Annotated in this window: 12 protein-coding genes; 5 read left to right on the top strand and 7 right to left on the bottom strand. The window is 50.8% G+C overall.

Features of this window, described 5'->3' with window-relative positions; all coding sequences use genetic code 11:
- The first annotated feature begins 132 nt into the window (after window positions 1-132).
- On the top strand, window positions 133-870 hold the full coding sequence (locus ENGE1_RS23055) for a peptidoglycan DD-metalloendopeptidase family protein (RefSeq protein ID WP_000287501.1): 738 nt from the start codon (window positions 133-135) through the stop codon (window positions 868-870).
- A gap of 33 nt (window positions 871-903) precedes the next feature.
- On the opposite strand, the gene ENGE1_RS23050 is transcribed toward ENGE1_RS23055, so the two are convergent.
- The 7 genes from ENGE1_RS23050 to silC all read right to left on the bottom strand — a co-directional run bounded on the left by ENGE1_RS23050 (window position 904) and on the right by silC (window position 10567).
- Complete coding sequence (locus ENGE1_RS23050) at window positions 904-1101, bottom strand: DUF2933 domain-containing protein (RefSeq protein WP_000843497.1); 198 nt, start codon at window positions 1099-1101, stop codon at window positions 904-906.
- 40 nt (window positions 1102-1141) lie between these two features.
- Complete coding sequence (silP, locus tag ENGE1_RS23045) at window positions 1142-3583, bottom strand: Ag(+)-translocating P-type ATPase SilP (protein ID WP_064360790.1); 2442 nt, start codon at window positions 3581-3583, stop codon at window positions 1142-1144.
- A 126-nt stretch (window positions 3584-3709) separates the two neighbouring features.
- The gene (locus tag ENGE1_RS23040; protein WP_009654300.1) at window positions 3710-4150 is read right to left on the bottom strand and encodes a DUF411 domain-containing protein; all 441 of its coding nucleotides are present in this window, start codon (window positions 4148-4150) and stop codon (window positions 3710-3712) included.
- Window positions 4151-4236: 86 nt separating this feature from the next.
- Window positions 4237-7383 (bottom strand): Cu(+)/Ag(+) efflux RND transporter permease subunit SilA, encoded by a 3147-nt coding sequence (gene silA, locus ENGE1_RS23035; protein WP_064360789.1) that lies wholly within the window; start codon window positions 7381-7383, stop codon window positions 4237-4239.
- A gap of 10 nt (window positions 7384-7393) precedes the next feature.
- Complete coding sequence (gene silB, locus ENGE1_RS23030; protein ID WP_001485328.1) at window positions 7394-8686, bottom strand: Cu(+)/Ag(+) efflux RND transporter periplasmic adaptor subunit SilB; 1293 nt, start codon at window positions 8684-8686, stop codon at window positions 7394-7396.
- A 113-nt stretch (window positions 8687-8799) separates the two neighbouring features.
- Complete coding sequence (cusF, locus tag ENGE1_RS23025) at window positions 8800-9153, bottom strand: cation efflux system protein CusF (protein ID WP_064360788.1); 354 nt, start codon at window positions 9151-9153, stop codon at window positions 8800-8802.
- A 28-nt stretch (window positions 9154-9181) separates the two neighbouring features.
- Window positions 9182-10567: a Cu(+)/Ag(+) efflux RND transporter outer membrane channel SilC gene (silC, locus tag ENGE1_RS23020; RefSeq protein WP_064360787.1), complete on the bottom strand. Its 1386-nt coding sequence runs from the start codon at window positions 10565-10567 to the stop codon at window positions 9182-9184.
- Window positions 10568-10756: 189 nt separating this feature from the next.
- On the opposite strand from silC, the gene silR reads away from it, so the two are divergent.
- From silR to copM, 4 genes are all read left to right on the top strand, one after another.
- Window positions 10757-11437 carry a copper/silver response regulator transcription factor SilR gene (silR, locus tag ENGE1_RS23015; RefSeq protein ID WP_039264117.1) on the top strand — a complete coding sequence of 227 codons (681 nt, stop codon included), beginning with the start codon at window positions 10757-10759 and terminating at the stop codon, window positions 11435-11437.
- The gene (gene silS / locus ENGE1_RS23010; RefSeq protein ID WP_000555737.1) at window positions 11430-12905 is read left to right on the top strand and encodes a copper/silver sensor histidine kinase SilS; all 1476 of its coding nucleotides are present in this window, start codon (window positions 11430-11432) and stop codon (window positions 12903-12905) included. Before silR ends, silS begins: the two co-directional genes overlap by 8 nt.
- A gap of 250 nt (window positions 12906-13155) precedes the next feature.
- On the top strand, window positions 13156-13587 hold the full coding sequence (silE, locus tag ENGE1_RS23005; protein WP_000790483.1) for a silver-binding protein SilE: 432 nt from the start codon (window positions 13156-13158) through the stop codon (window positions 13585-13587).
- Between the two features lie 143 nt (window positions 13588-13730).
- On the top strand, window positions 13731-14081 hold the full coding sequence (gene copM / locus ENGE1_RS23000; RefSeq protein ID WP_023328274.1) for a CopM family metallochaperone: 351 nt from the start codon (window positions 13731-13733) through the stop codon (window positions 14079-14081).
- Window positions 14082-14120: the final 39 nt, after the last annotated feature.

The following is a 14120-nucleotide window of genomic DNA, read 5'->3' as shown; positions in this document are numbered from 1 at the left end:
GCAAACGGGAAACAAGATATGTTACAAAAATGACGACCATCAACGGTGCTCCCGATTAACTGACAGATGACACGCCTCCTGAAAACCCCTAGCATACGCCGCAGTGTTCATGCTAACGGCGAATTCCAGTAAATGTATTCTACCGATGTCGTAAAAGAAAATGCCTACCTTTCAGCCACCCGCTCGGGGCTGGAATCGAACGAGATCGCTACTCTTCAGCGCTCCTTGCCTTCCCGGTTTAATCTGCGGCATTTGAAAAAAAATGAATCATTAAAACTCGTACTGCAAAAGAAAGCGGGAAAATCACGTGTCGTGGCCTATAAATTTACGTCCGGTTCATTTAATTACACGGCGTATCGTATATCAGATAAAAAGTTCTATAACCTTTCCGATACTTCCGGGAAAGGCAGTCTCGATTATCCGTTACCGGCCACAGCAAGACTCAGTTCGCCTTTCAATCCTGCAAGACTTAACCCGGTATCGGGAAAAGTGAGTCCCCATAATGGCATTGATTATTCCATGCCCATGAACACGAAAATAGTCAGCGTCATCGACGGAAAAATCACCCGGGCCGAATACAACAGCACCATGGGATATTTTGTTGAAGTAACAGGAAAAGCCGGTGTTAAAACTCGCTATCTCCACCTCAATAAAATACTCGTTACTAAAGGGGCCAGGGTTACCCGGGGAGGCGCTATTGCGTTATCCGGTAACAGCGGACGTTCATCCGGTCCTCATCTGCATTACGAGCTGGTCATCAATAACAATCCTGTTAACTCACTGGCGTTCCGGGCAGCGGCACCCGCTGATAACAAACTTGAACAGCATGCCTTTGCGCATGCCAGAGACTACGAACGATACCTGGACTGATAACGGGGCCGCGACGCGGCCCCGTCTGCCGGATTAATTTTTTTTATCGTTTTCACTTCCTTGATGTTGATGATCTCCATGCCCTCCGTGGCCGTGGAAAAGATGCATGAGCGGGCAGACCAGCAATAACAGATATGGCCAGTAACCTGCCACATGTGACCAGTGTTCGCGCAGGAGGGCAAATGCCGCGATCGCGGCGACAGCAATAAGCGCATAGGTGGTACTTTTCATACTGGACTCCTTCTGTTCGTAACAGCCCCTTCACTCAGTGTTATTTCCCGAGCCTGACACTTTTCAGACGCAACGCATTCACAATGACGCTGACGGAGGAAAGAGCCATGGCCGCCGCCGCAATAACTGGCGACAGCAGTATTCCATACACAGGATAAAGCAGACCTGCAGCCACAGGCACGCCAAGTGCGTTGTAGATAAATGCAAAAAACAGATTCTGTCGGATATTGTTCATGGTGATTTCTGACAGATGACGGGCCCTGTTCAGTATCATCAAGTCGCCTTTGAGAAGGGTGACTCCGGCACTTTCAATTGCCACATCTGTACCCGTTCCCATGGCTATACCCACGTCAGCCGCTGCCAGCGCCGGGGCATCATTCACACCGTCTCCGGCCATCGCAACCACATGGCCAGACGCTTTCAGTCGGGTTATCACTGCTTTTTTGCCATCCGGCAGAATCCCGGCTTCAACCTCATCTATTCCCAGTTTCCGTGCGACTGCTTCAGCGGTAAGCTGGTTATCCCCGGTGAGCATAACGATGCGGATCCCCGCCTGACGCAAAGCTTTAAGCGCATCCGGCGTAGTTGCTTTCACGGGATCCGAGATAGCTATCAGGCCTGCAAGGTGCCCGTCTGTGGCCACATAGATAACGGTAGCACCTTCCATCCGCAACGTATCCGCAACGGCCTTTTGATTATCAATAACGATACTGTTTTCCTGCATAGCCAGTTCATTACCAATAACAACCCGTTGACCTTCGACATCGCCTGAGACACCTTTACCCGACGGCGCATTGAAATGAGTGACTGCGGGTATTGCGATCCCCTTTTCCTGTGCTGCTTTAACTACTGCCATACCCAGCGGATGCTGCGAGCCTTTTTCCACTGCGGCCGTTACACGCAAAAGAGATGTTTCCCCACCCGGATTGAGACTGATAATCCCTGTCACCGTCGGCGAACCTTCCGTGAGCGTGCCTGTTTTGTCGACAACCAGCGTGTCCACTTTTTCAAGACGCTCAAGGGCTTCGGCATTCTTAATTAACACCCCGGCCTGGGCTCCTTTGCCCACCCCCACCATTATCGACATCGGCGTGGCCAGCCCCAGCGCGCAGGGACAGGCAATAATCAGGACCGACACAGCCGCAATGAGACCGTGCGCCATCCTGGGCTCGGGCCCCCAGACAGACCAGATCATGAAAGCAACAACCGCGATAAGTATCACCAGAGGAACAAACCAGCCTGAAACGCTGTCAGCCATTCTCTGGATGGGGGCCCGCGAACGCTGTGCATCAGCGACCATCTGAACAATTCGTGAGAGCATCGTTTCATCACCGACTTTCTCTGCACGGATGATAAGACTACCTGTCTGATTAATCGTCCCCCCAATGACGGGTTCACCCTCCGTTTTGGTAACCGGCATAGACTCCCCGGTCACCATCGATTCATCCACGGTTGTTTTGCCTTCGACCACGATACCGTCGACCGGAATACTCTCTCCAGGTCTGATGCGGAGCTTATCGCCAGGCAGGACATCTTCCGCATTAATATCCGTTTCATGACCGTCATGATCCAGCCGCCTGGCGGTTTTGGGGGCAAGGTTCAGAAGTGCAGTAATGGCACCTGAGGTTTGTTCCCTTGCCCGCAATTCAAGGACCTGTCCCAGCAGAACAAGCACCGTAATAACAGCTGCGGCTTCAAAATAAATGGCCACCAGGCCATCCATGTTTCTGAACGATGCAGGAAACCAGGAGGGGAAGACGGTTGCAATGACGCTGTAAACCCAGGCTACGCCGGTCCCCATTGCAACAAGGGTAAACATATTCAGGGAGCGGTTACGTAACGACATTCCGGCCCGGGCGAAGAATGGCCAGCCACACCACAACACGACAGGAGAGGCCAGAAGTAACTGCAGCCATGTGTTGTACTGTGGCGGTACTGTATTCCTCAAAGCGGGAAACAGATGAGAACCCATTTCGAGTATCAGAACCGGAAACGCCAGCAACAACCCCAGCCAGAAGCGTCTTGTCATGTCGCGAAGTTCATCACTCGTCCCCGTGGATGCCGTAGCTACGAGCGGCTCCAGTGCCATTCCACAGACAGGACAGCTTCCGGGACCACTACGGCGTATCTCCGGATGCATCGGACATGTCCACACACCTTCAGAAATCTCTTTCTCCGCCTGGCGGTGAGACTGTTTTATCTTATCAGGGCTGACTTCATGGTGGTCGTGGTGATGGTGATGTTCACTGGCATCTTCGGTAAAATAATGATCGGGATGGGCTTTAAATTTGCTCTCACAGCTGGCGGAGCAGAAATAAAGCTGATGGTCCTGGTATCGAATGCTGCTGTGCGCCTTGTCAGGCAGGATGGCCATCCCGCACACGGGATCTCTCACCTTATGCAATACGTGGCCCTCGTCCGGGGATAATGTCTGCTCAGAAGCAGTCTGGTTGTTGTGTTGCACTGCATTGTCATTTTTCACAGTAACTCTCCTTATGCATACCGAAGCATCTTCTGTCTTCAGGGTATGTCATGGATGCGATTACCACGAATATCGCCGGCACAGGAGTGCCTGCTACCGGCGTCCCGTTATCAGCCGTTCCGCTGACTATTCGATTCGCTGGAAGACTTTTTTACTTCCATCCGGTGAGAATGCGATAACATCGTAAGCCTCTTTTCGGGCTCCCATCTCCATTCCAGGACTTCCTGCTGGCATACCGGGGGTGGCGAGACCGTATATACCCGAACCAGACTGCATGGCCTTATGTATCGTTGTCGCAGGCACATGGCCTTCAATGATCAAATTACCGGCAACCGCGGTATGACAACTTCGTAGTCCTGCAGGAATAGCATGCTTTTCTTTCAGGGCTGACAGCGCCTGATCATTCATGACGTGAGTTCGTACTTCAAACCCGTCTTTTTCCATCGCCTTGCCCCACAGGGAACAACAGCCACAGTTTTCAGATTTGTACATATCAATCACTTTTTCACTCGCCATTGCGGGCAGTGAAAGGCCGAGAGCCAGGGCCACCAGGACCACTTTTTTCATACTCACCTCTGTATATTATCGATATAACCCCTGACGTCAGGATGAATCAGTACAGAAGGGCACCCACAGGGGGTGCCCTTACAGGGTTATGACACGCTTTTTTTATGTCTGCGCAGCCAGATTAATTTGTAGGCGGCAGGAATTATGAACAGGGACAGCAGCGGAGCCGTGATCATCCCACCAATCATGGGTGCCGCGATACGGCTCATGACTTCTGAACCTGCACCGGTTCCCCAGAGTATTGGCAGCAGACCCGCAATGATCACCGCCACGGTCATGGCTTTCGGCCGGACACGCAGTACGGCACCATGATAGAGGGCTTCATCAAGACCTTCCGGTGTGAACGTCTCTTTACGGGACAATTCCGGGTGCGCTTCAATGGCATGACGCAGATACATCAGCATGACCACGCCAAACTCTGCTGCCACCCCGGCCAGGGCGATAAACCCGGTTCCGGTCGCCACTGACATATGGAAGCCCTGCCAGTACAGGAACCATATCCCGCCAACCAGGGCAAACGGCAGGCTCATCAGAATAAGTAAGGCCTCATCAGCCCGGCGGAATGCCAGATATAACAGGATGAAGATGATCATCACCGTCATCGGTACCATCAGTTTTAATTTCTTGTTGGCGTGCTCGAGTAATTCAAACTGTCCTGAGAATGCCACACTGGTCCCCGGTCTCAGTTTCACTTTCTCACTGATGGCCGTCTTAATATCGTTCACCACCGACACCATGTCCCTGCCGCGGGCATCAACATAAATCCAGCTGGCTGGCCGGGCATTTTCGGTTTTCAGCATGGTTGGTCCAGAAACGACGTTAATATCCGCGACATCGCCCAGCGTGATCTGCTGCTTCATCGGGGTCAGGATCGGCATCTGTTTCAGCGCCTGCGGACTGTTCCGGTAATCCTGCGGGTAGCGAATGTTAATAGGGTACCGGGCCACCCCTTCAACCGTCTCACCCACCATAGCACCTCCGATTGCTGAAGAGACGAACAGCTGGACATCACCTACCGTCATCCCGTAGCGGGAGGCTTTCTCCCGGTTGATATCGATATCGATGTAGCGCCCGCCCTCAAGTCGCTCAGCCAGGACAGACACCACGCCAGGCACGGTTTTGGCTACCGCCTCGATACTCTGCGCCGTCGCGTCGATATCGGACAGAACAGTCCCGGACACTTTGATACCTATCGGGCTTTTGATCCCGGTTGAGAGCATATCAATACGGTTACGGATAGGCGGCACCCAGAGGTTTGCCAGACCCGGTAAACGGACTGTCCTGTCGAGTTCATCAATAATCTTGTCAATTGTCATGCCGGGACGCCACTGATCCTCAGGTTTGAGCTGGATCGTGGTTTCCACCATTTCGAGCGGCGCGGAATCCGTTGCGGTCTGTGCTTTACCGGTCTTGCCAAATACAGAAGCCACTTCAGGAACGCTTTTGATTAACTTGTCTGTTGTCTGCAGGAGCGCTGCAGCTTCTGCCGGAGAGACGCCAGGCAAGGTCGACGGCATATACAGCAGATCGCCCTCGTTAATCTTCGGCAGAAATTCACCGCCCACCTGACTCAGTGGCCAGATAACCGTGAAAATGGACAAGGCCGCAACCAGCAGGGTTGTTTTTGGCCAGTGGAGGACCCGCAGCAGCAAAGGATGATACGCTTTGATCAGCACCCGGTTCAGGGGGTTACTGGTCTCGGCAGGAATTTTCCCCCGGATCCAGAATCCCATCAGAATAGGAATGACGATGATGGCCAGTGCGGCTGCTCCCGCCATGGAGTACGTTTTCGTGAATGCCAGCGGGCCAAACAGACGACCTTCCTGCCCTTCCAGGGTAAAGATAGGAATAAAGGACAGGGTGATGATCAGCAGGCTAATGAACAACGCGGGTCCCACTTCCACGGAGGCGTCGGTAATCACCTTCCAGCGGGTGGCGTTGTCAATCTGCTCACCCGGATGCTGATGATCCCACTCCTCAAGCCGTTTGTGCGCATTTTCAATCATCACAATGGCGGCATCCACCATCGCACCGACGGCAATCGCTATCCCTCCCAGCGACATAATATTGGCGTTCAGTCCCTGGAAGTGCATGACGATAAAGGCGATACACAGGCCAAGCGGCAGAGAGATAATCGCCACCAGGGCAGAACGTACGTGCCACAGGAACAGAGCACAGACGATGGCCACCACGATAAACTCTTCCAGAAGTTTATGGCTGAGGTTATCAATCGCCCGGTCGATTAACTGGCTGCGATCGTAGGTGGTCACGATTTCAACGCCTTCCGGCAGGCTGGCCTTCAGTGTCTCCAGTTTATCCCTCACTGCCGTGATTACGTCGCGCGCGTTTTTACCCGACCGCAGGATCACCACGCCGCCGGCGACTTCCCCCTGGCCGTTCAGCTCGGCAATACCTCGCCGCATTTCAGGCCCGGTCTGCACGCGGGCAACATCCCGCAGATAAACCGGTACACCGTTCTCGCCGGTTTTCAGGACAATGTTATTGAAATCATCAATGGTCTGAAGATATCCGCTGGCCCGGACCATATACTCCGCTTCGGCCATTTCAACGGATGAGCCACCGGCCTCCTGGTTAGACGATTCAAGTGCCTGTTTCACTTCGGGCAGGCTGATACCGTACTGGGACAGTTTTACCGGATTGACCTGAATCTGGTACTGTTTCACCACGCCGCCAACCGAAGCGACCTCAGCCACGTTCGGGATGGTTTTCAGCTCAAATTTCAGGAACCAGTCCTGCAGAGAGCGCAGTTCTGAAAGGTCGTGTTTTCCGTTGCGATCGACAAGGGCATATTCAAATATCCAGCCCACTCCCGTGGCGTCCGGGCCGATTTCAGAGCTCACACCCGCAGGCAGTTTGCCCTGAACCTGATTCAGGTATTCCAGCACGCGCGAACGGGCCCAGTACAGATCGGTGCCGTCTTCAAAAATGACATACACATACGAATCACCGAACTGTGAAAAGCCACGCACGGTTTTTGCGCCAGGTACGGACAGCATGGTGGTGGTAAGCGGATAGGTGACCTGGTTTTCTACAATCTGCGGGGCCTGTCCGGGATAGCTGGTTTTAATAATGACCTGCACATCTGACAGGTCAGGCAGCGCATCGACCGGCGTGTTAATTATCGTCCATGTGCCCCAGATGCTGAGAAACAGTGCGCCCATCATGACCAGGAAACGGTTGGCGACAGAGCGCCGGATAATCCATTCAATCATCGTCGTCTCCTCAGTGCCCTGAATGCATATTTACAGGCTGCTCAGACATTGCTGGCATACTGTTTTCTGTTTTTTCAGGGTGGCGCATACGTTCCAGCGCGCCCGTAATATTGGCTTCGGAGTCAATGAGGAACAGGCCACTGACCACCACGGTATCGCCTTCATTCAGGCCGGAGCCAATGCCGGACTGTTGCTGTGATTCATGCAGAACGTGGATCTGTTTCGGCACAAACTTGCCTTCATCATCAACAGTAATCACGCGCTGTTCTTTGCCGGTATCGATAACGGCCTGGCTTGGTATCAGCAGCATCTCCTGGCTCTTGGTATTCAGTTTCAGATAGGCATTCATGCCCGGCTTGAGAAACTCATCCTTATTAGAAACCTGGAGACGGACCTGAAGCGTACGGGTTGTCTGATCCACGCTGGGAAGAATGTTCCATTTTTCGACATGGAATGTTTTATCCGGATAAGCCGGTACCGAAATTTCAAACTGCGACGTATCTTTCAGCAGATATGCGATAGATTCTGGCACTGCAGCGCTGATCCAGACCGGGTCCATCCCCTGAATCTGAGCCACTACTTTATCTTTCGAAATATTCATTCCGGTGCGCAGGTCAAACGCAGTAATGACACCATCAATAGGTGCTTTAATGGTAAAACGGGTCTGGATTGTGCGGGTTGAACGCAGCCTTTGAATATCCTCTTCCGGCATACCAGCCAGACGAAGTCGCTCCAGAACCCCTTTTATCTGGGTTGACGTACCGCCTGTACCGGATAACAGCAGGAACTCACTTTGTGCCTCAACCCATTCAGGAATGGTGATATCGATAAGCGGAGTGCCTTTCTTCACATGATCGCCAATCGTCAGGGGATACACTTTTTCGACGAAACCGTCAGAGCGCGCCTGCACAATGACAAACTGATACTCGTTGTAACTGACATTAGCCGGGATTGTCTGAGAATAATTCAGCATTCCTCGCGTGACTTTTTGCGTTTTTAATCCCAGATTCTGAACCTGCGTTGGATCGATACGGATCCCGCCACTGCTTTTATCGCCGCTTTCATCAGCATATTTTGGCACCAGGTCCATATCCATAAAGGGAGATTTTCCGGGTTTATCAAATTTGGTATCCGGTTTCATCGGGTCATACCAGAAAAGTACCTTTCGCTCCGGTGCCTTTTGTTCGGTTTGTACTGTTTTTTGTGATGAGTTTACATACTGCCAGGCAGTAACCGATATCAGCCCCCCTGCTATGAGGCTGCTGATAATTATTGCAGCATATTTTATCTTTAAAGAAGCCATACAATTTCTCGCTGAAAAATCAAAACACCTGGCATATGCGCCCGATCATTCATTCACAGTAATCCCTTAATGAATGTTCAGGCGCACTGGATGTATTCGCTCCGGACTGATAATCAGGATTGCGTAACGTTAATGCTTTTGAGTAAGGAGATATTGCCCTGCTGAATAAACGAGAAATCGACATGGTTGCCGGTTTTCAGGGCATTGATAGCGTCGTCTGCATTAACAAAAGTGAAGCGCATGGTCATTGCAGGCCAGCCCACAGCAGAGATTGCTTCGTGCGAAATGGTAATCTTTTTACTATTCATATCAATGTCTTTAACGACACCGGTGCCCTTGATAACCTGCTGTACCGAAGCATCACTGGCAGCATTCATATCGCCATGCTGATGTGTTTCAGCATGAAGACCGGCAGAAAACATGACAGAGAAGGCACCAAATAAAACGGCTTTAAGTGAATTACGCATTTTTAATTTCCTGATTAATTAAATAAATTTACTCTACCCAACCGCCACCCAGCGCGGTAAACAGATTAATTTCGTTAACCTGTCGGGAATAGGTAAGATCGAGAATGGTTTGCTGCGTAGCGAAGAGGGAACGTTCTGCATCCAGCACTTCGATGTAACTGACAGCACCACTTGCATATAATCCTCTGGCACGCTGGAGAGTTATCTGAAGTGAATCAAGATAACGCTGCTGTGACTCAAGTTGCTGGCTAAGGCTGTCGCGCAGCGCAAGCGTGTCGGAAACATCCTTAAAGGCTGACTGAATTTTTTGTTCGTAATTAACCACCGATTGTTGCTGGCGAATTTCAGCCAGCTTCAGATTGGCTTTATTCCTGCCAGCATTAAAAATAGGAATTTCAATTTTAGGGATAAAATTCCACATTCCACTTCCTGACGTAAACAGGCTTGACAGCTCCGTACTGCTTGCAGAAAGACCACTGGTCAGGGTAATGGAGGGGAAAAAGGCCGCTCGCGCTGCGCCAATATTGGCATCAGCCGCTTTCAGCTGATATTCCGCTTCCATAATATCCGGTCGCTGCAGCAAAATTTGTGAAGATAGATTTGGTGGCAATTTTACTGGTGCGATCTCCCCGCCTTTCATCCCTTTTTCTGACGGAAGTGCGCGGTACGTTCCCAGCACCAGTTGCAGGGCATTGTTTGCCTGAGCCAGATCGCCTTCTCGTTTGGCTATTTCGGCGCGGGTACTTTCGATTTGTCCTCTCGCCTGTTCAAGTGCCAGAACGTTCGTACTCCCGGTCACGAGCTGTTGCTCAACGAAAGCATAGGACTGTTCATAATTTTTCAGCGTTTCCCGCGCAATACGGAGTTGTTCGTACGCCAGTTGCTGGCTGAAATAGCTCTGTGAAACGCTGGAGACCAGCAGGATGTGTACGGCACGACGGGCTTCTTCGCTGGCAAAGTAGTTCTGGCGATCAGCCTCATTCATGTTCTTAAGTTTGCCAAAAAAATCGAGCTCATAGCTGAGCTCCAGACCCGCGTCGTACTCCTGTGTGGTCGGCTTGTCACCTTTCAGACCACCGTTGTATGTGATCCCGGATGAGGCATTCAGCTGGGGATAACGATCTGCATCCGTGACGTTGAACTGGGCCCGGGCCTCTTCAACCTTCAGGGCAGCCATTCTCAAATCACGGTTATTAGTCAGGGCTTCACCGATCAGCCTGCTGACCTGGGGATCGACAAAAAAGTTTCGCCAGCCCGTATCCTGATAGCTGTTTACCGCAGGCGTCAGACTGTTTTTAGACAATGAAAACTGCTGGGGAACCGGAGCTGGCGGACGCTGATATTCAGGTGCCAGAGAAACACAACCAGCCAGGATGAATATGGTACTGATGCTGAGTAATTTTAATTTGAACATAACGCTTCTCGTACAGGCAGACCTGGTAAATGGTTCAAACGAAGTCCAGAGTATTGATAGGGATACTTTACCGAACGCTCTCTGTTTGCCGGGTGACAGGATAATGACAATGTTGTCATTTTTGCTGTAATCCGTTGATAACGATCGTGGGCGCAATAAAATGACATTAGCAGCCAGCCGGGGAGCATGATGAAAATATTAATCGTTGAAGACGAAATTAAAACAGGTGAATATCTCAGCAAGGGGCTGACAGAGGCGGGGTTCGTCGTGGATCACGCTGATAATGGTCTGACCGGATATCATCTTGCCATGACAGCCGAGTATGATTTAGTCATCCTGGATATCATGCTGCCTGATGTAAACGGCTGGGATATCATCCGTATGCTGCGCAGTGCCGGAAAGGGGATGCCGGTATTACTGCTGACGGCCCTTGGCACGATTGAACACAGGGTCAAAGGACTTGAGCTGGGTGCGGACGATTATCTGGTGAAGCCCTTTGCGTTTGCTGAACTGCTCGCCCGGGTAAGAACCCTCCTCAGGCGGGGAAACACGATGATCACGGAAAGCCAGCTTAAAGTGGCTGACCTCTCGGTTGATCTCGTATCCAGAAAAGTCAGCCGCGCCGGGAACCGCATTGTGCTCACCAGTAAAGAGTTCAGCTTGCTGGAATTCTTCATTCGCCATCAGGGAGAGGTTCTTCCCCGCTCCCTGATTGCCTCTCAGGTCTGGGACATGAATTTTGACAGCGACACTAATGCGATCGATGTCGCAGTAAAGCGACTCCGCGCTAAAATAGACAACGATTACGGGACAAAGCTGATCCAGACAGTCCGGGGCGTGGGCTACATGCTGGAGGTCCCGGATGCATAGCAAACCTTCCAGACGCCCTTTCTCACTCGCTCTGCGGCTGACCTTTTTTATCAGCCTGTCCACGATACTGGCTTTTATCGCCTTCACCTGGTTTATGCTGCATTCTGTTGAAAATCATTTTGCCGAGCAGGATGTCAGCGATCTTCAACAAATCAGCACCACACTGAACCGTATACTGCAGTCCCCGGTGGATCCGGATGATAAAAAAATAAGCAAAATAAAGGAATCAATTGCCAGCTACCGCAACGTTGCCCTTTTGCTCCTCAATCCCAGGGGTGAAGTGCTCTTTAGCTCAGCTCAGGGGGCGGCACTACGCCCGGCAGTGAATTCAGCAGATTTTAGCGAGCACAGCCGCGCACGGGATGTCTTTCTCTGGACGGTGGAGGATCCTGCGGGACCGATGGATACCGGGTCCGAAATGAAGATGGAAACATACAGGATTATCGCCTCCTCTGGTCAGGCGATATTTCAGGGCAAACAGCAGAACTATGTCATGCTGACTGGCCTATCCATTAATTTCCATCTCCATTACCTCGATGCGCTGAAAAAGAACCTGATTGCGATTGCCGTCGTGATAAGCCTGTTGATTGTTCTGATCATTCGAATCGCTGTCCGTCAGGGGCACCTGCCCCTTCGTAATGTCAGCAATGCCATTAAAAACATCACCTCCGAGAATCTTGATGCGCGACTGGAACCGACACGCGTTCCCATTGAGCTGGAGCAACTGGTTATCTCGTTCAATCATATGATTGGAAAGATTGAGGATGTCTTTACCCGCCAGGCCAATTTCTCTGCCGATATCGCGCATGAGATCAGAACGCCCATCACCAATCTGGTGACGCAGACTGAAATCGCACTGAGTCAGGATCGAACACAGAGGGAACTTGAGGATGTCCTCTATTCCAGTCTTGAAGAGTATAACCGGATGACCAAAATGGTCAGCGATATGCTGTTCCTGGCACAGGCAGATAATAATCAGCTGATACCTGACAGGGTCATGTTTGACCTTAGAGCGGAAGTCATGAAAGTCTTCGAGTTTTTCGAAGCCTGGGCCGAAGAACGCAATATCACGCTCAAATTTAACGGGATGCCCTGCCTGGTTGAGGGAGATCCACAAATGTTCAGAAGGGCGATCAATAATCTGTTATCCAATGCCCTGCGTTATACCCCGGAGGGACAGGCAATCACCGTCTCAATAAGAGAGCAGGAGAGCTTTTTTGACCTTGTGATTGAAAATCCGGGGAAACCGATCCCTGAAGAACATTTATCAAGGCTGTTTGACCGTTTTTATCGGGTGGATCCATCCAGACAACGAAAAGGAGAAGGCAGCGGCATCGGCCTTGCGATTGTGAAGTCAATCGTGGAAGCACATCACGGAAGAGTGCAGGTGGAATCAGACGTACGCTCCACGCGTTTTATCTTATCCGTGCCCAGACTGGAGAAAATGATCCCGGAAACCCAATGCTGAAAATAAAGATGTAAATGACAAAGATGTCATTAGACTGTCATGCAGCAAACAGAAGCCATTCGATATAATTAGTGCAACTTATCAGGAAGGCTGGATTGCTTCATCAATACCCGGCGTCAGAGTACGCCAGGAAATGAATATCCAGCCCTCTTCCGGAGAAATAAACGCTGCCGAACTTGTTTCAGTTATGGAACTGAAAACACCGGTTGTACTTCCCCGGACATCACTAATTCAGAAATGGAGAGTTATCATGAAAAATATCGTATTAGCATCTTTGCTGGGCTTTGGTTTAATTTCATCGGCCTGGGCCACTGAAACCGTGAATATCCATGATCGCGTCAACAATGCACAGGCTCCTGCTCACCAGATGCAGTCTGCTGCGGCTCCTGTCGGGATCCAGGGGACTGCTCCTCGCATGACCGGTATGGACCAGCATGAACAGGCCATTATTGCTCATGAGACCATGACGAACGGCTCGGCGGATGCGCACCAGAAAATGGTGGAAAGTCATCAGAAGATGATGGGAAATAACACGGTATCCACGACCGTCCCGTCAACGTCTTACGCGGCGATGAATGAGCATGAAAGAGCAGCGGTTGCCCATGAATTCATGAATAACGGGCAATCCGGCCCACATCAGGCCATGGCCGAAGCGCACCGCCGCATGATCAATGCAGGCTGAATGCGACGGTAGTATCCGTGCTGTTACCTTTTCCCTGATAGATTTTCCTGAAACAACGTTGCTACATTTTTGCCCCCCGTCAGGGGGCTTTTTTGTCTGACTCAGCTACACTTAACCGGTACCTGTCTGAAAGGAATTATTATATGAAAATCAAAAACACCCTTTTTGTAATATTAATGTTATCCCTGCCAGTTATTTCTGCTGAACATTCGGAAATGAAAATGTCAGATATGCACTCATCGGCATCATCACAGGAATATATGGCTGGCATGAAAAATATGCATGAAAAAATGATGGCCGCCGTTAATGAATCCAATCCCGATAAGGCCTTTGCAAAAGGTATGATCGCACACCATGAAGGGGCAATCGCAATGGCTGAGACCGAGCTCAAATACGGAAAAGATCCCGAAATGAGAAAGCTTGCGCAGGACATCATTAAAGCTCAAAAAGGTGAAATTGAGCAGATGAATAAATGGCTTGACAGTCATAAATAATGAACACTGGAGTGTTGTCTTGCGCACCCTCTTAGGGTA

The organism is Pluralibacter gergoviae ATCC 33028 = NBRC 105706, from assembly GCF_001598855.1.
Lineage (GTDB): Bacteria > Pseudomonadota > Gammaproteobacteria > Enterobacterales > Enterobacteriaceae > Pluralibacter > Pluralibacter gergoviae.
Note: the sequence above shows the minus strand (reverse complement) of the source record. Positions and strands in the feature narration are given on the sequence as shown.

Coding starts and splice junctions, on each gene's coding strand:
- cusF (WP_064360788.1), bottom strand. CDS start 9,153: ATGCGTAATTCACTTAAAGCCGTTTTATTTGGTGCCTTCTCTGTCATG.
- silR (WP_039264117.1), top strand. CDS start 10,757: ATGAAAATATTAATCGTTGAAGACGAAATTAAAACAGGTGAATATCTC.
- ENGE1_RS23055 (WP_000287501.1), top strand. CDS start 133: ATGTATTCTACCGATGTCGTAAAAGAAAATGCCTACCTTTCAGCCACC.
- ENGE1_RS23040 (WP_009654300.1), bottom strand. CDS start 4,150: ATGAAAAAAGTGGTCCTGGTGGCCCTGGCTCTCGGCCTTTCACTGCCC.
- silA (WP_064360789.1), bottom strand. CDS start 7,383: ATGATTGAATGGATTATCCGGCGCTCTGTCGCCAACCGTTTCCTGGTC.
- ENGE1_RS23050 (WP_000843497.1), bottom strand. CDS start 1,101: ATGAAAAGTACCACCTATGCGCTTATTGCTGTCGCCGCGATCGCGGCA.
- silS (WP_000555737.1), top strand. CDS start 11,430: ATGCATAGCAAACCTTCCAGACGCCCTTTCTCACTCGCTCTGCGGCTG.
- silC (WP_064360787.1), bottom strand. CDS start 10,567: ATGTTCAAATTAAAATTACTCAGCATCAGTACCATATTCATCCTGGCT.
- copM (WP_023328274.1), top strand. CDS start 13,731: ATGAAAATCAAAAACACCCTTTTTGTAATATTAATGTTATCCCTGCCA.
- silE (WP_000790483.1), top strand. CDS start 13,156: ATGAAAAATATCGTATTAGCATCTTTGCTGGGCTTTGGTTTAATTTCA.
- silB (WP_001485328.1), bottom strand. CDS start 8,686: ATGGCTTCTTTAAAGATAAAATATGCTGCAATAATTATCAGCAGCCTC.